The organism is Marinobacter suaedae (assembly GCF_030519635.1).
Taxonomy (GTDB): Bacteria; Pseudomonadota; Gammaproteobacteria; order Pseudomonadales; family Oleiphilaceae; genus Marinobacter; species Marinobacter suaedae.
Window position 1 is genome coordinate 898,011 of record NZ_JAUMIS010000001.1, and the last position, 16,407, is coordinate 914,417.

Annotated in this window: 14 protein-coding genes; 3 read left to right on the forward strand and 11 right to left on the reverse strand. The window is 57.0% G+C overall.

What is annotated here, in order from left to right; translation table 11 throughout:
* Positions 1–11 precede the first annotated feature (11 nt).
* On the reverse strand, positions 12–1,955 hold the full coding sequence (ftsH, locus tag QVZ43_RS04140; protein ID WP_302908977.1) for an ATP-dependent zinc metalloprotease FtsH: 1,944 nt from the start codon (positions 1,953–1,955) through the stop codon (positions 12–14).
* A gap of 572 nt (positions 1,956–2,527) precedes the next feature.
* On the opposite strand from ftsH, the gene yhbY reads away from it, so the two are divergent.
* A complete protein-coding gene (gene yhbY / locus QVZ43_RS04145) occupies positions 2,528–2,839 on the forward strand; it encodes a ribosome assembly RNA-binding protein YhbY (protein WP_263283073.1) in 312 nt (103 codons plus the stop codon).
* Positions 2,840–2,908: 69 nt separating this feature from the next.
* Here yhbY and greA read toward each other — a convergent pair whose 3' ends face one another.
* From greA to grpE, 7 genes are all read right to left on the reverse strand, one after another.
* The gene (gene greA / locus QVZ43_RS04150) at positions 2,909–3,388 is read right to left on the reverse strand and encodes a transcription elongation factor GreA (RefSeq protein ID WP_223794539.1); all 480 of its coding nucleotides are present in this window, start codon (positions 3,386–3,388) and stop codon (positions 2,909–2,911) included.
* 4 nt (positions 3,389–3,392) lie between these two features.
* Entirely contained in the window at positions 3,393–6,611 is a 3,219-nt protein-coding gene (gene carB, locus QVZ43_RS04155) for a carbamoyl-phosphate synthase large subunit (RefSeq protein WP_302908978.1), read from the reverse strand.
* Between the two features lie 90 nt (positions 6,612–6,701).
* Entirely contained in the window at positions 6,702–7,832 is a 1,131-nt protein-coding gene (gene carA, locus QVZ43_RS04160; RefSeq protein ID WP_302908979.1) for a glutamine-hydrolyzing carbamoyl-phosphate synthase small subunit, read from the reverse strand.
* Positions 7,833–8,071: 239 nt separating this feature from the next.
* Positions 8,072–8,875 carry a 4-hydroxy-tetrahydrodipicolinate reductase gene (dapB, locus tag QVZ43_RS04165; RefSeq protein WP_302908980.1) on the reverse strand — a complete coding sequence of 268 codons (804 nt, stop codon included), beginning with the start codon at positions 8,873–8,875 and terminating at the stop codon, positions 8,072–8,074.
* A gap of 25 nt (positions 8,876–8,900) precedes the next feature.
* Positions 8,901–10,028 (reverse strand): molecular chaperone DnaJ, encoded by a 1,128-nt coding sequence (gene dnaJ, locus QVZ43_RS04170; RefSeq protein WP_302908981.1) that lies wholly within the window; start codon positions 10,026–10,028, stop codon positions 8,901–8,903.
* A 76-nt stretch (positions 10,029–10,104) separates the two neighbouring features.
* Complete coding sequence (dnaK, locus tag QVZ43_RS04175) at positions 10,105–12,021, reverse strand: molecular chaperone DnaK (protein WP_302908982.1); 1,917 nt, start codon at positions 12,019–12,021, stop codon at positions 10,105–10,107.
* Positions 12,022–12,111: 90 nt separating this feature from the next.
* Positions 12,112–12,717, reverse strand: coding sequence for a nucleotide exchange factor GrpE (grpE, locus tag QVZ43_RS04180; RefSeq protein ID WP_302908983.1), 606 nt, complete (start codon positions 12,715–12,717; stop codon positions 12,112–12,114).
* Positions 12,718–13,001: 284 nt separating this feature from the next.
* Between grpE and recN the strand changes: the two genes are divergently transcribed.
* Complete coding sequence (gene recN / locus QVZ43_RS04185; RefSeq protein WP_302908984.1) at positions 13,002–14,681, forward strand: DNA repair protein RecN; 1,680 nt, start codon at positions 13,002–13,004, stop codon at positions 14,679–14,681.
* A 93-nt stretch (positions 14,682–14,774) separates the two neighbouring features.
* On the opposite strand, the gene fur is transcribed toward recN, so the two are convergent.
* Entirely contained in the window at positions 14,775–15,188 is a 414-nt protein-coding gene (gene fur, locus QVZ43_RS04190; RefSeq protein WP_223794547.1) for a ferric iron uptake transcriptional regulator, read from the reverse strand.
* Positions 15,189–15,311: 123 nt separating this feature from the next.
* Here fur and QVZ43_RS04195 point away from each other — a divergent pair, with 123 nt between their 5' ends.
* Positions 15,312–15,641: an outer membrane protein assembly factor BamE gene (locus QVZ43_RS04195; RefSeq protein WP_302908985.1), complete on the forward strand. Its 330-nt coding sequence runs from the start codon at positions 15,312–15,314 to the stop codon at positions 15,639–15,641.
* Between the two features lie 11 nt (positions 15,642–15,652).
* Here QVZ43_RS04195 and QVZ43_RS04200 read toward each other — a convergent pair whose 3' ends face one another.
* A complete protein-coding gene (locus tag QVZ43_RS04200) occupies positions 15,653–15,934 on the reverse strand; it encodes an RnfH family protein (RefSeq protein WP_223794549.1) in 282 nt (93 codons plus the stop codon).
* A complete protein-coding gene (locus QVZ43_RS04205) occupies positions 15,934–16,377 on the reverse strand; it encodes a type II toxin-antitoxin system RatA family toxin (RefSeq protein ID WP_302908986.1) in 444 nt (147 codons plus the stop codon). Before QVZ43_RS04205 ends, QVZ43_RS04200 begins: the two co-directional genes overlap by 1 nt.
* Positions 16,378–16,407 lie beyond the last annotated feature (30 nt).

Sequence of the window (16,407 nt, forward strand, 5' to 3'; positions counted from 1 at the left end):
CTACCGACCGATCAGTGCTCACCTGCCGGACGCCCGACCCCGGGCTGGCGCCCGTCGTCGTCATCCTTCTTCGACTCAGCAGGCTTCGGCTCTTCAGCCTGCACACCGCCAGTCGGACCGTTATCACCCCAGCCTTTGGGCGGGCGTGGCACTCGTCCTTCCATGATGTCGTCAATCTGGAAACGGTCGATGGTTTCGTACTTCATCAGGGCGTCTGCCATCAAATCGAGCTTGTCACGATTATCAACCAGCAAGTGACGGGCCTTCTCGTAACAGGTATCGATGATTTCGCGAACCTCGTCATCAATGCGCCGTGCGGTTTCCTGAGAGTGCACGGAATGAGACTGTCCGGCCGTACGACCAAGGAACGGCTCTTCGCTGTCCGAATCGTACTGGAGAGGCCCCAGCTTTTCCGACAAGCCCCACTTGGTCACCATGTTGCGGGCGAGGCTGGTAGCCCGTTCGATGTCATTCGAAGCACCGGTGGTGACACCATCAAAACCAAGGGTCAGCTCTTCCGCAATACGACCACCAAACAGACTACAGATAGAGCTGATCAGATAACGCTTGGAGTGACTGTACTTGTCCTCTTCCGGCAAGAACATGGTCACACCCAGGGCCCGGCCGCGAGGAATGATGCTGACTTTGTAAACCGGATCGTGCTCGGGCATCAGCCGCCCGACGATGGCGTGCCCAGCCTCGTGGTACGCGGTGTTTCGCTTTTCCTTCTCGCTCATGACCATTGACCGGCGCTCGGCGCCCATCATGATCTTGTCCTTGGCGAGTTCAAACTCCTCCATGGAAACCAGACGCTGGTTTCGACGGGCCGCAAACAGCGCCGCCTCGTTCACCAGGTTCGCCAGATCCGCACCGGAGAAGCCCGGTGTACCGCGAGCAATGTAGACGGGTTCAACACCCTCGGCCAACGGTACTTTCTTCATGTGTACTTTAAGAATCTGCTCCCGACCAATAATGTCCGGCAAGCCGACCACAACCTGACGATCGAAACGGCCCGGACGCAACAGCGCGGGGTCGAGAACATCGGGACGGTTAGTAGCGGCAATCACGATAACGCCTTCATTACCCTCGAAGCCGTCCATTTCTACCAGCAACTGGTTGAGGGTCTGCTCACGCTCATCGTGACCACCACCCATGCCAGCGCCCCGGTGACGACCGACCGCATCAATCTCATCAATAAAGATGATGCAGGGACTCTGCTTCTTGGCCTGTTCGAACATGTCGCGAACACGGGATGCACCCACACCCACGAACATCTCTACGAAGTCAGAACCGGAGATCGAGAAGAAAGGCACTTTAGCCTCACCGGCAATCGCCTTGGCCAGCAGGGTTTTACCGGTACCCGGAGGACCAACCATCAGCACGCCCTTGGGTATTGTGCCACCCAGACGCTGGAACTTGCTCGGATCCCTCAGGAAGTCCACCAATTCCTTGACGTCCTCCTTGGCCTCATCAACACCGGCCACGTCCGCGAAGGTAGTCTTGATCTGATCTTCGCTCATCAATCGCGCTTTGCTCTTGCCGAACGACATGGGGCCTTTGCCGCCACCGCCGCCCTGCATCTGCCGCATAAAGAAAACAAAGAGCGCAATGATGATCAGTATCGGGAACGCCGCGACCAGCAACTGAGTCCACAGGCTCTGACGCTCAGGCTCCTTGCCGACCACTTCGACGTTGTTGGCCAGCAGATCGTCCATCAGTTTATTGTCAGCCACCTGAGGCCGGATGGTCTGAAATTGCGAGCCATCACCCAGACGACCCTGAATATCAAGACCGTCGATGGTCACAGAGTTGACCCGGCCTTGCTGGACCATTTCAACAAACTGGGAATAATTGACTTGTTGCCCGCTGGTGGTTGGTGAGAAATTCTGAAACACCATCATCAGCACGGCGGCTATGATTAGCCAGAGAACCAGATTTTTTGCCATATCGTTCAAGGATCGTCACCTGTGAATGAAAGAACGGTTGTCACGCGCCGCTCCCTTTTTCGCCACCTTACACCAATTCTACGTCCATCCACCAGAAACGGCCTATCCGCCCGTAAACAGATCGTAAAGGTCACCAGGTCAGCGCTTAAAACCTTTACAAAGCCACCAGTCGGCAGAAAAACTGCCGGCCACACCCCGCATGGATTCCCTCTCGGTCAGTGCCTTGAGGTGATAAACGGCGGCTCTACCACACATATTGGGCACCAAATTGGAAATTACAACATCTGCCCGGCGATCTCCTGGCAATCAGCGTAATTCTTCAATGCCTTGAGCTCCGCTGAAGGGCCTTCAACGGAACGGTTTGACCCAGCCCCATTCGAAATGTTCCTTCCGCCTGGAAACCGCCAGATGCGGTACTGCACCGATCCGAAGTCTCAGACAATCCGTCCTGATGGTTTAACCGTAAGGGTTAACGGCCATTTCTACCGCCCAGCGATTTGTTACAATCAGCGGATTATAGGACGATACCAGCGAACAAGCCGCTGACCTTTCGTTAATCACACCGATAAAGAGATTACATCATGAGTCTTTCACCGGAACAGCGCCGGGCCTACCGGGGCATAGCCCACCACCTGAAGCCCGTCATTATCGTTGGCGACAAAGGCCTGACCGAGGGCCTGCAGGAAGAGCTGGAACGTGCCCTGAACGATCACGAACTGATCAAAATCAAGGTGGCCAGCAATGACCGGGAAGCGCGTCTGGAAGCAGTGAACGCCCTCTGCGAATCCTCCGGTGCCGAGCTGGTGCAAACCATCGGCAAGATCGCTGTCATCCTGCGGCGGGCCAAAAAGCCAAATCCGAAGCTGTCTAATCTGGTTCGCCACCAAAACTGACGCCACGGGTTCCGAAAATAAAAAAGCCGGCACATCAAATGCCGGCTTTTTTGTGGGCGCCGTCAGGGATCAGACGTATTCGACTTCCTCGATTTCGTATTCCACCGTGCCAGACGGTACGCGAATAGCCACGACATCCCCTTCACTCTTACCAACCAGGGCGCGGGCAATCGGTGATGAAATGGAAATCTTGCCCGCTTTGATGTCAGCCTCATCCTCACCAACGATCTGGTAAGTGACCTGCTCATCAGTGTCCATGTTCAGCAGCTGCACAGTAGTGCCGAAGATCACCTTGCCGGTGTTCTCCATGCTGGCCACATCAATCACCTGAGCCGCGGACAGCTTGCCTTCGATCTCCTGAATACGACCTTCGATAAAGCTCTGCTGCTCACGGGCGGCGTGGTATTCCGCGTTCTCCTTCAGGTCACCGTGCTCACGCGCATCGGCGATAGCCGCGATAACTCGCGGCCGATCCTCTGACTTCAGTTTCTGGAGTTCGTCGCGAAGGGCGGCTTCACCCGCCTTCGTCATAGGTACTCTGTCAGACATAGTCTTACTTTCCTGCGTGCAAATCCTGGAGACGACGAACAGTACGCTCCGGGCCAAATTTAATCGCCCGACTCAGCGCATCGCCACCTGCCAGTGTTGTTGTATAAGTCACTTTGGCCTGCAGCGCGGACTGGCGAATTTGCGCAGAGTCCGAAATCGCCTTGCGACCTTCAGTGGTGTTGATAATCAGCTGAACCTCGCCGTTTTTGATCGCATCCACAATGTGCGGGCGCCCCTCACGGACCTTGTTCACCCGCTGCACTTCAATACCCGCTTCCCTCAGAGCCTTGGCAGTGCCAGTCGTCGCAATCAGCTTAAAGCCAGCGTCAAGAAGATCTCGCGCCACATTAGCTACGCCCGGCTTGTCCATATCACGGACAGACATGAAGGCCGTACCTGTTTCCGGCAATACAGCACCTACACCCAATGCAGCCTTGGCAAAGGCCTCATCGAAGCTGTCACCAACCCCCATAACCTCACCCGTAGACTTCATTTCCGGCCCAAGGATCGGATCTACTGCAGGGAATTTATTGAATGGGAAAACAGACTCTTTGACAGAGTAGTGGTCAGGTACGATTTCCTGGGTGAAACCCTGCTCTGCCAGAGACGTGCCCGCCATAACCCGGGCAGCCACTTTGGCCAGAGAGGTACCAATCGCCTTCGAGACAAACGGTACCGTACGGGACGCCCGCGGATTCACCTCAATCACATAGATTTCGTTGTCCTGCCAGGCCAGCTGTACGTTCATCAGGCCAACCACTTCAAGCTCAACTGCCATCTTTTTCACTGCCTCACGCATTTCATCCTGCACATCTTTGGGCAGGGTGTAGGGAGGCAGCGAACAGGCGGAGTCACCGGAGTGGACACCCGCCTGCTCGATATGCTGCATGATACCACCGATAACCACATCCTTGCCGTCGCAGATGGCATCGATATCTACCTCAATGGCAGCATTCAGGAAGTGATCCAGCAGAACCGGGCTGTCGTTGGACACCAGCACCGCATCGCGCATGTAACGGGTCAGCTCTTCTTCGGTGTAGACGATTTCCATCGCCCGACCACCCAGCACGTAGGACGGACGAACCACCAGCGGATAACCAATTTCCCGCGCCGCGAGCACACCTTCTTCGTGGCTGCGCACGGTGGCGTTCTTCGGCTGCTTCAGGCCCAGTCGGCTGATCATCTGCTGGAACCGCTCACGATCCTCGGCACGGTCGATGGCGTCCGGGCTGGTGCCGATGATCGGTACGCCAGCTGCTTCCAGGCCACGAGCCAGTTTCAGCGGAGTCTGGCCACCGTACTGTACGATCACGCCCTTCGGCTTCTCGACGTGAATGATCTCCAGCACGTCTTCCAGGGTGATGGGTTCGAAATACAGCCGGTCGGAAGTGTCGTAATCTGTGGACACGGTTTCCGGGTTGCAGTTAATCATGATGGTTTCGTAACCATCTTCCCGCATGGCCAGCGCCGCGTGCACACAGCAGTAATCAAACTCAATCCCCTGACCGATCCGGTTTGGCCCGCCACCAATAACCACAATCTTCTCGCGATCAGACACATCCGCCTCGCACTCTTCCTCATAGGTCGAGTACATGTAGGCCGTGTCAGAGGCAAACTCGGCGGCACAGGTATCCACCCGCTTGTAGACCGGACGCACATTCAGGTCGTGACGAAGTTTGCGCAGGCTCACCTCGGAAATACCCAGCAATTTGGCCAGGCGGGCATCGGAGAACCCCTTGCGCTTCAGGCGGAACAGGGTGGCGTGATCGATATCCGCCTTGCCAGCCGACTTGAGCGCCTGCTCTTCCTTGATCAGATCCTCAATCTGGATCAGGAACCAGCGGTCAATCTTGGTGTGAGCGAACACGTCGTCCACGGTCAATCCCGAACGGAACGCATCCCCCAAGTACCAGATTCGCTCGGCACCGGGCACGTTCATTTCCCGGATCAGAGTTTCCTCAGCATTCTGGGACGTCAGCTCTTCAAGCTTCTCATCGAAACCGTCAGCACCCACCTCAAGGCCACGCAGGGCCTTCTGAACGGACTCCTGGAAGGTCCGACCAATGGCCATGACCTCGCCCACAGACTTCATCTGGGTGGTCAGGCGGGCATCGGCCTGCGGAAACTTCTCGAAGGTGAAGCGCGGAATCTTGGTGACCACGTAGTCGATGCTCGGCTCGAAGGAGGCCGGGGTAACACCACCGGTAATCTCGTTGCGCAGCTCGTCCAGCGTGTAACCGATGGCGAGCTTGGCGGCTACCTTGGCGATCGGGAAGCCGGTGGCCTTGGACGCCAACGCGGACGAACGGGACACCCGTGGGTTCATCTCGATCACGACCATACGCCCGGTGTCCGGATTGATACCGAACTGGACGTTGGAGCCACCGGTTTCGACGCCAATCTCACGCAGAACCGCCAGCGAGGCGTTCCGCATGATCTGGTATTCCTTGTCCGTCAGGGTCTGTGCAGGCGCTACGGTGATGGAGTCCCCTGTGTGCACGCCCATCGGGTCGAAGTTTTCGATGGCACAGACAATGATGCAGTTGTCGTTCTTATCGCGGACAACCTCCATCTCGTACTCTTTCCAGCCAATCAGCGACTCGTCGATCAGCAGCTCTTTGGTCGGCGAGAGGTCAAGGCCACGGAGACAGATCTCTTCGAACTCATCCCGGTTGTAGGCAATACCACCACCCGAGCCACCCATGGTGAAGGACGGCCGGATGATGCAGGGAAAGCCGATTTCCTCTGCCACTTTCCACGCCTCTTCCATGGAGTGGGCGATCTCGGCCCGCGGGCACTCCAGACCAATCTTTTTCATGGCCTTGTCGAAGCGATCCCGGTCTTCCGCCTTGTCGATGGTGTCCGCGTTGGCACCGATCATTTCCACGCCGTGCTTCTCAAGCACCCCATGCTTCTCAAGGTCGAGAGCGCAGTTCAGTGCGGTCTGTCCGCCCATGGTGGGCAGCAGCGCATCCGGCTTTTCCTTCTCAATGATCTTTTCGACAGTTTTCCAGGTGATCGGCTCAATGTAGGTGGCGTCAGCCATCACCGGATCGGTCATGATGGTGGCCGGGTTGGAGTTCACCAGGATAACCCGATAGCCCTCTTCACGGAGGGCCTTACAGGCCTGGGCACCGGAGTAGTCAAACTCGCACGCCTGCCCAATGACGATGGGGCCCGCGCCCAGAATCAGAATGCTCTGGATGTCAGTACGTTTCGGCATGTCTTGGTATACCTGTCAGCAACTTGGTAATTCGTGTAGCGCAATGCATGGCGCCGGTCTCGTCCGGACCGCGCGGCCCGGAACCTGCCCTCAGGCAGAGCGATCTTCCATCAACCGGATAAACTGGTCGAAGAGCGGCGCCACATCGTGTGGGCCCGGGCTAGCTTCAGGGTGCCCCTGGAAGCTGAACGCCGGCTTGTCAGTACGGCGGATGCCCTGCAAGGTGCCATCAAACAGCGACTTGTGGGTCGCCTCAAGGTTGTCCGGCAATGAAGACTCATCCACGGCGAACCCGTGGTTCTGGCTGGTAATCATCACTGTGCCATCCGCAAGGTTCTGCACCGGATGGTTGGCACCGTGGTGGCCGTGTCCCATCTTCATCGTCTTGGCACCACTGGCCAGTGCAAGCAACTGATGCCCCAGACAGATACCGAACACCGGGATATCGGTCTCCAGCACGGCCTTGATTGCCGTAATCGCGTAGTCACAGGGCTCGGGATCCCCTGGACCATTGGACAGAAACACGCCGTCCGGATTCATGGCCAGCACCTCGGAAGCAGGCGTTGTCGCCGGCACCACGGTGATATCACAGCCGCGGGAGGCGAGCATCCGAAGGATGTTGTACTTCACGCCATAATCCCAGGCCACGACCTTGAAGCGAGCCTCTTCCCGCTGACCGTAGCCATCGGTCAGCGACCACTCGCTTTCACTCCACTGGGAAACCGAATCAGCGGTCACTTCTTTGGCCAGGTCCATACCCTTCAATCCGGGGAAAGCCTTGGCCAGCTCCAGGGCGCGCTCAGCGCTGGCGTCAGCGCCGGCAACGATGGCCCCGTTCTGGGAGCCCTTGTCCCGCAGAATGCGAGTCAGGCGTCGAGTGTCGATATCGGCGATACCAACAATGTCGTTAACCCGCAAATACCCATCCAGAGATTCTTCGCTGCGCCAGTTGCTGGCCACCAACGGCAGATCACGGATAATCAGGCCCGCGGCATGGATACGGTCTGACTCAACGTCTTCTTTGTTGATTCCGGTGTTTCCGATGTGGGGGTATGTAAGAGTGACAATCTGGCGGGAATAAGAGGGATCGGTCAGGATTTCCTGGTAACCGGTCATGGCGGTGTTGAAAACCACCTCACCACTGGTTTCTCCGTCGGCACCAATTGCCGTACCGTAGAACAGGCTTCCGTCTTCGAGTGCAAGGATTGCGGGAGTACTCAAGGCTTGTATCCTCATCGAGTGGCGTATCATTTCGTCACTAGCAGGAACGCAAGCGCGTATTCAGGTTGCAAAAAAGCGAGAGGGAGTCAGAACTCCGTCCCGCTTTTTGCTCTCCGGGCAGTTGGTGCCCGGATATTTTTCTAACTACGCCTTGGTGCAGCTAAATCGCCATATTGTAAAAAATCTTTACTGCAGTGTCCACGCTGATACACAAGATCACGTCGACTAACACTGACTACTCAAGACTTAAGGGATAGCACATCCTGCATATCAAACAAGCCGGCAGGCTTATCCTTCAGCCACAGGGCAGCGCGCATTGCGCCCTTGGCGAAGGTCATCCGGCTGCTGGCCTTGTGGGTGATCTCGATGCGTTCACCCTCGGTGGCAAACAAAACCGTATGGTCACCGACTACGTCACCGGCACGAATAGTTTCGAACCCGATCTCCTTGCGACTGCGCTCACCGGTAAAGCCTTCACGGCCGTAGACCGCACACTCCTTCAAATCCCGACCCAGAGCATCGGCAACCACCTCACCCATACGAAGAGCGGTGCCTGACGGCGCGTCCTTCTTATGACGGTGATGGGCCTCGATGATTTCCACATCGTAGTCATCACCCAGTGCCTGAGCGGCGGTGCGGAGCAGGTTCAGGGCCACGTTCACACCCACACTCATGTTGGGGGCAAACACCATCGGAACCGTTTCAGCTGCCTTGGCCAATTGCTCCTTTTCAGCCTCGGACATCCCGGTGGTACCGATGACGAGCTTTTTGCCGTTCTTCTTGCAGAACTCGGCATTGGCGAGGGTCAGGTCCGGGAAGGTGAAGTCGATCAACACATCGAAATCATCCCGGGCATCACCCAGGCTTCCTGCCAACGTCACGCCAAGCCGGCCAATACCGGCCACCTCACCGGCATCCGCACCCACCAGAGTACTACCCGGCTCGACAATTGCCGCACCCAGTTCAAGGCCGTCGGTTCCGTCGACCGCTTCAATGAGCACTTTCCCCATGCGCCCGGCGGCGCCGATGATTCCTACCCTCATAATCGGACGACTCCCGGTTGTCCTGTCAGAATTTCATTTCGTCGAAGAAGCTCTTCACACCCTCGAACCAAGAGGTCTTCCTGGGAGCGTGATTCTTTCCGTCGGCATCATCCAGCGTCTGCTGAAACTCTTCCAGCAGGTCTTTCTGGCGCTTGGTCAGTTTGACCGGGGTCTCCACGATCACACGACACAACAGGTCGCCTGCGGCCCCACCGCGAACCGGTGTCACCCCTTTGTTTCGGAGGCGGAACAGCTTGCCGGTCTGGGTTTCTGCCGGAATCTTCAACTTTACGCGGCCATCCAGCGTTGGCACTTCCAGCTCTCCACCAAGCGCGGCATCCACGATGCTGATGGGCACTTCACAGTAAAGGTTTCTGCCGTCGCGGGTAAAGATCGAGTGCTCGCGAACCGCAACCTGAACGTACAGATCGCCGGGAGGACCACCATCAACGCCCATCTCTCCTTCACCGGACAGGCGAATTCGATCACCGGTATCCACGCCGGGCGGCACTTTAACAGAAAGCGTCTTTTCTTCCTGCACGCGGCCCTGACCATGACACACCTTGCACGGATTCTTGATGATCTGCCCGGAACCACGGCACGTTGGGCACGCCTGCTGGACCGCAAAGAAGCCCTGCTGCATGCGCACCTGCCCCATACCTTTACAGGTTCCACAGGTCTCGGGTTTGGAGCCTTTTTCAGCCCCACTGCCATCGCACGTCTCGCATTCTTTATGACCCGGGATGGTGATCTCGACGGTCTTGCCCTTGACCGCTTCTTCCAGATCCAACTCCAGGGTGTAGCGCAGATCGCTGCCACGGGTATTTCGACCGCGACCACCACCGCCGCCAAAAATATCACCGAACACATCGCCAAAGATGTCGGAGAAATTCGCGCCTCCGCCACCGAAGCCACCTCCGGCCTGGCCATCCACGCCGGCATGACCAAACTGGTCGTAGGCTGCCCGCTTGGAATCATCGGCGAGCACTTCGTAGGCTTCGCTGGCCTCTTTGAACTTGTTCTCGGACTCCGAGTCGCCCGGATTACGGTCGGGGTGATGTTTCATCGCGAGCTTGCGATACGCCCGCTTGATTTCCTTGTCGTCCGCATCCCGGGACACACCGAGAACTTCGTAATAATCGCGTTTGGCCATGCTTGAAAACCTTGTTTGTAAACGCGGAAAACGCGGGGCTTACCCCGCGTTTTCCAACCATCTGATATCGATCAGATTACCGCTTATCGTCGTCTTTAACTTCTTCAAATTCGGCGTCGACAGCGTCGTCGCCTGACTGAGCCTGGGCCTCTTCCTGACCGCCAGCCTGCTCAGCCTGATCGGCATACATCTTCTGAGCGAGCTCAGAGGATACTTCCGTCAGTTTCTGGGTCTTGGCTTCGATATCCTCTTTGTCGGAACCTTCCAGAGCCTGCTCCAGATCCTTGATAGCCGCTTCGATAGACTCTTTCTCGCTGTCGGACACCTTGTCACCAGCTTCGGTCAGGGTCTTGCGTACCGCGTGAACCATGGCATCGCCCTGGTTACGAGCCTGCACCAGCTCCTCGAACTTGCGATCTTCCTCGGCATTGGCCTCGGCGTCGTTGACCATCTTATCGATCTCGTCATCGCTCAGACCGGAAGAAGCCTTGATGACAATGGACTGTTCCTTGCCAGTCGCCTTGTCCTTCGCGGACACGTTCAGGATGCCGTTGGCATCGATGTCAAAGGTGACTTCGATCTGCGGCACACCGCGCGGCGCCGGCGGGATGTCCGCCAGGTCGAACCGGCCCAGAGACTTGTTCTGGCTCGCCTGCTTGCGCTCACCCTGAACCACGTGGATGGTTACGGCAGTCTGGTTGTCATCCGCAGTTGAGAAAGTCTGAGACTTCTTGGTCGGGATGGTGGTGTTCTTGTCGATCAGCGGAGTCGCTACGCCACCCATGGTTTCGATACCCAGGGTCAGCGGAGTCACGTCCAGCAGCAGAACGTCTTTCACATCACCAGACAGTACCGCTGCCTGGATGGCCGCACCCATGGCAACCGCTTCATCCGGGTTCACGTCTTTGCGTGCTTCCTTACCGAAGAAGTTCTTCACCTTCTCCTGAACCAGCGGCATACGGGTCTGACCGCCCACCAGAATCACTTCGTCTACTTCACTGGCACTCATGCCGGCGTCTTTCAGAGCCACTTTACACGGCTCAAGAGAACGGTCGACCAGATCCTCAACCAGTGATTCCAGTTTGGCGCGGGTCAGCTTCACGTTCATGTGCTTCGGACCGCTCGCATCTGCAGTGATGTACGGCAGGTTCACGTCGGTCTGCTGGCTGCTGGACAGCTCGATCTTGGCCTTCTCACCGGCTTCCTTCAGACGCTGCATGGCCAGAGAGTCGCCGCGCAGGTCGATACCACTGTCTTTCTTGAACTGGTCGGCCAGGTATTCGATAACCTTAAGGTCAAAGTCTTCACCACCCAGGAAGGTGTCACCGTTGGTCGCCAGTACTTCGAACTGGTGCTCGCCATCCACGTCGGCGATTTCAATGATGGACAGGTCGAAAGTACCACCACCCAGGTCATAAACGGCCACAGTGCGGTCGCCACTCTTCTTGTCCAGACCATAAGCCAGGGCAGCGGCGGTCGGCTCGTTGATGATCCGCTTCACTTCCAGACCGGCGATCTTACCGGCGTCCTTGGTGGCCTGGCGCTGGCTGTCGTTGAAGTAAGCCGGAACGGTGATAACCGCTTCCGTCACTTTCTCACCCAGGTAGTCCTCGGCGGTTTTCTTCATCTTCTTCAGCACTTCCGCAGACACCTGCGGCGGCGCCATTTTCTGGCCTTTCACCTCAACCCAAGCGTCGCCATTGTCGGCCTTGGCGATCTTGTAAGGCACCATCTTGATGTCTTTCTGAACCACGTCATCTTCAAAGCGACGACCGATCAGGCGCTTGATGGCATACAGCGTGTTGTCCGGGTTGGTAACCGCCTGACGCTTTGCAGACTGGCCAACCAGAGTCTCACCATCATCGGTATAAGCGATGATGGACGGGGTGGTGCGATCGCCCTCGGCGTTCTCAATCACTTTGACCTTGTCACCATCCATGATGGCAACGCAGGAGTTGGTCGTTCCCAGATCAATACCGATAATTTTGCTCATTGATTCACTCCAATTCTTTTGCACATTCCCGGAGGTTCAAGGCTCCGGCTTTAACCGTTATCTGGCTATATTGGCGCTTTAATCGACTTTTCAAGCCTGCTCGTCGATTTTTGGCGCACTATCCGCTTTCGCGACCACCACCATGGCCGGGCGCACCACTCGACCGTTCAGCAAGTACCCTTTCTGAACCACTGCCACCACACTGTTCGGCTCGGCGTCCGCCGCCGGCACCATGGACATCGCCTCATGCTGCTGGGGATCAAACGGTTCGCCCACCGGATTTACCTGCTCAACGTTGAATTTTCCAAGGCTGTTCAGGAAAAGGTTCAGGGTCATTTCCATCCCTTCGCGGATGGAGGCCACGACCTCACCGGCCTTCTCAGTGCCTTCTGTGCTTTCAACGGCCTTTTCGAGGCTATCCGCAACCGGCAACAACTCCTTAACAAACTTCTCCAGCGCGAATTTGTGCGCCTTCTCAACATCGATTTCGGCACGGCGGCGAACATTCTGCATCTCCGCCTGCGCCCGAAGAACCTGATCCTGGGCATCCTTTACCTGGGCCTTCAGCGCCTCCAGTTCAGAACCTGCGCCCTCTTCTTCAACCGCATCCTGCTCCAGCGCCTCTTCGGCGGCAGCTTCTGTCGCTTCATTCAGTTCCTCAGCGACCTGCTCGTTGCGCTTCTCCTCAGTGCTCATGTTGACTCCTGCTGAATATCCGGCGGCCAGTCCGGACTGGCCAATTGCATGTGGTTCCCGGCCAACGCAAGCCGGAACTGAGTATTTGCGAACGGATATGGGGCCCAGTTGACAGGTTTCAACCACCCCTGACGATCATTCACTCACTTTTTATACGGACCGGTTTGCAAACAGGAAAAACCCTGTATATATTCACAGTCACTGTATTCGCATACAGTACTTTTTGATTGAGAACTGTCGCGCCGGGGGCAAGACTCCCAGAAAAGGACACGGAGGCAACGCACATGCTCACACAGCTCACCGTCTCGAACTACGCCATCGCTGAACGCGTGGAACTGCAATTCAAGCAGGGAATGACCGCGCTGACCGGTGAAACCGGTGCCGGCAAGTCCATTGTGCTGGATGCACTGGGCCTGGCTATGGGCGGCAGAGCCGATGCCGGCGCCGTGCGTCACGGGGCCAAACGTGCCGACATCACCGCCAGTTTCGATGTATCCAGCATTCCTGAAGCCACTCAGTGGCTGGAAAGCCATGAACTCGACGACGACAGCGACTGCATCCTCCGCCGGGTAATCAGTAAGGACGGCCGGTCCCGCGCCTACATTAACGGACAACCCTGCCCCCTCGCGCACCTCAAGGAGCTGGGCGGATTGCTGATGGATATCCACAGCCAGCACCAGCACCAGTCACTGCTGCGCAAAGACACCCACCGCAAGTTACTGGACGAGTTCGCCAGCGCTGAAACCCTCGCGACAGAGGTTCAGGCTGCCTGGAAAATCTGGAACCAGACCCGCCAGCGCCTGACCGAGCGCCAGCAAAATGCCGATAAAACCGAAGCCAAGCTGCAGCTGTTGAGATATCAGGTTGAAGAGCTGGACCGGCTCGACCTGCAAGAAGACGAGCAGGCACAACTTGAGCAGGAACAGGCCCAACTCAGCCAGGCGGATGCCGTGCTGCATAACAGCCATCAGGCAGCCCAGCTGTGCACTGAAGAAGACAACAGTGCCGCAAGCCTTGTTCGCCAGGCGCTACAGCAACTGGAACAACTACCGACCGACGTACCGGCTCTGGCTGACACCATCCAGATGCTGAACGAGGCACAAATCCAGATCAGCGAAGCGGGCGACAACCTGCGCCGGTTCGTCGACGATTACGAAGCCGACCCCGCCCGGCTGGCCGACGTGGAAGAACGACTCAGCGCTATCTACCAGATGGCACGCAAACATCGGATCGGGCCAGAAGAACTGCCGGAATTCCATCAGAAACTGTCTGCAGAACTGGCCGAGCTGGACGGCGGCGCTGGCAGCCTGGAGCAGCTGGAGGCGGAGTTGGGCGAACATCGACAAGCCTACGATGCTCTTGCCAAGCAACTGACCGATGCCCGCCAGCGCGCCTCCGTTGAACTGGATCAGCGAATCGCTGAAGAACTGGCCCAGTTGAGCATGCCCTCGGTGCAGTTCGTCACTCACCTGAACCGCAGCGCCGACGGCGAGCCAACACCTCATGGTCAGCAGGACATTGAATTCCTGGTCAGCGCCAATCCCGGACAGCCGGCGCGCGCGCTGTCCAAGGTGGCGTCGGGCGGTGAGCTTTCCCGCATCAGCCTCGCCATTCAGGTGGTGGTCGCACAGACCTCAACCACGCCCACCCTGGTATTCGATGAAGTGGATGTGGGGATTGGCGGTGGCACCGCTGAAGTGGTCGGCCGATTGCTGCGCAAATTGGGTGAGAACGGACAGATCCTTTGCGTCACGCACCTTCCGCAAGTGGCCGCGCAATGCCACCAGCATCTGTTCGTCAGCAAGTTCACCGAACAGGACACCACCTTCTCCAGGATCGAAACACTGGATGATCAGGGGCGCATCAGCGAAGTAGCCCGAATGCTCGGCGGCGTGGATATGACCGATCAGACGCTGGCACACGCAAAGGAAATGGTTTCAAAGGGGCAGGCGACGCATCACTGACAGGGCCTGGCCGCGACGGCGCACCGAACACATCCCCTCTCGACTTCGAGAGCTTTTACGGGCGGAACACAATCCGCCCTTTTTTGTTCGGCATTATTGAGACTTGATGGGCTTCACGTACAGGATCAGGCTGTGATCAACAATTTCATAGCCATGCTCCTGAGCGATTTTCTTCTGGCGCTCTTCAATCACTTCGTCGACAAACTCAATGACCTCACCGGTCTGGGTACACACCATGTGATCGTGATGATCGTCGCCAGCCATCTCAAACACGGCATGACCACCCTCGAAATTGTGGCGCAACACAAGCCCGGCGGCTTCGAACTGAGTCAGAACCCGGTATACCGTCGCCAGTCCAACGTCATCCCCTTGCTCGAGCAGTTTCTTGTAGACGTCTTCGGCACTCAGATGATGCTCGTCCGCGGTCTCAAGAATGTTCAGGATCTTCACCCGCGGCAGAGTGACTTTCAGACCGACCTTACGTAATTCGGCGTTCTCGGATGACATGTTACATTTCACTCTTTGGTGTACTTCCCGGCTTCCGGTATGATGAAGCCGCTTTAAATAACGGTATAGCGCCCATGCCCGCTTGTGGCAGGCGTTTTCAAAAATAGAGGATTTGCTCCGGCGATGCAAAAGCTAATCTCATTTATTCTCATCTTCATGATGGCTGGCTGCAGCTTTCCTGGCGTGTACAAGATCAATGTCCAGCAGGGCAACATTGTGACCGAGGAAGAGATTAGCCAATTGAGTGAAGGCATGCCGAGACGGCAGGTTCATGCGGTGCTCGGAACCCCCCTGCTGATCAATCCCACTGACATGTCCAGAGAATACTTTGTGTATACCTTCCAGCGCGAGGGTGGCGATATCCGCAAGCAACAGGTCGTGGTGCATTACAACAGCGACAACCAGCTCGCTCGTTACGAAACCGAACTTCTTGCCGAGACGCCGGCGTACTGAGCCGGCCCGGATTACCCTTTCTTCTTTGCCCGATTCAGTCTTGCCTGCTTGGGATCGATAATCAGCGGGCGGTAAAGCTCTACGCGATCGCCTTCCCGCAACGTATGCGCCGAAGGATCTTTAACGACCTTGCCGAATATGCCCATATCCGTTTCCCGGGGATTCACCTCGGGAAAGAGGGTGGCAATGCCGGATAGCTCGACCGCCTCCAGAACCGTCGTACCCTCCGGAACGTTTACCTTCACGATTTCCTGTCGGTCCGGCCGGGCGTAGGCCACTTCTACGTTCAGCATCACACCGCCCCCCGGTAAACTTCATCCGCTCGTTTGCAGAACGCATCCACCATGGTGTTGGCCGCCTGATTGAACACCGTCCCAAACGCCATGCGTGACAAAGAGCCGGAGAACTCAAATTCCAGCGTAAGGATCACTTTACAGGCGTTATCTGCCAGCGGCCGGAAATGCCACCGACCGGTAAGATTCTGGAATGGCCCGTCCACCAGGTTCATGTCAATGCGCTCGGGCATCAGCAGCTCATTTCGAGTGGTCAGGGTATGACGAACCCCAGCCTTCTCGATTTGCATCGAAGCGGTAATGGCATCCGAACTCTGTTCATGAATCTCAGTATTGGCGCACCAGGGCAAAAATTCGGGATACCGGGCCACGTCATTGACGAGGTGAAACATCCGCTCCGCTGAGTGCATGACCAGGGCTGACTTATCGATCTGATGGGGCATGAGCTCCGATTATCCTGCTAAAACACGCTG

Excerpts from the sequence above, each read along its gene's own strand:
- grpE (WP_302908983.1), bottom strand. The coding sequence starts at position 12,717 with ATGAGCACTGAGGAGAAGCGCAACGAGCAGGTCGCTGAGGAACTGAAT.
- dnaK (WP_302908982.1), bottom strand. The coding sequence starts at position 12,021 with ATGAGCAAAATTATCGGTATTGATCTGGGAACGACCAACTCCTGCGTT.
- QVZ43_RS04205 (WP_302908986.1), bottom strand. The coding sequence starts at position 16,377 with ATGCCCCATCAGATCGATAAGTCAGCCCTGGTCATGCACTCAGCGGAG.
- fur (WP_223794547.1), bottom strand. The coding sequence starts at position 15,188 with ATGTCATCCGAGAACGCCGAATTACGTAAGGTCGGTCTGAAAGTCACT.
- greA (WP_223794539.1), bottom strand. The coding sequence starts at position 3,388 with ATGTCTGACAGAGTACCTATGACGAAGGCGGGTGAAGCCGCCCTTCGC.
- carB (WP_302908978.1), bottom strand. The coding sequence starts at position 6,611 with ATGCCGAAACGTACTGACATCCAGAGCATTCTGATTCTGGGCGCGGGC.
- QVZ43_RS04200 (WP_223794549.1), bottom strand. The coding sequence starts at position 15,934 with ATGCTGAACGTAGAAGTGGCCTACGCCCGGCCGGACCGACAGGAAATC.
- dnaJ (WP_302908981.1), bottom strand. The coding sequence starts at position 10,028 with ATGGCCAAACGCGATTATTACGAAGTTCTCGGTGTGTCCCGGGATGCG.
- dapB (WP_302908980.1), bottom strand. The coding sequence starts at position 8,875 with ATGAGGGTAGGAATCATCGGCGCCGCCGGGCGCATGGGGAAAGTGCTC.
- recN (WP_302908984.1), top strand. The coding sequence starts at position 13,002 with ATGCTCACACAGCTCACCGTCTCGAACTACGCCATCGCTGAACGCGTG.
- QVZ43_RS04195 (WP_302908985.1), top strand. The coding sequence starts at position 15,312 with ATGCAAAAGCTAATCTCATTTATTCTCATCTTCATGATGGCTGGCTGC.
- yhbY (WP_263283073.1), top strand. The coding sequence starts at position 2,528 with ATGAGTCTTTCACCGGAACAGCGCCGGGCCTACCGGGGCATAGCCCAC.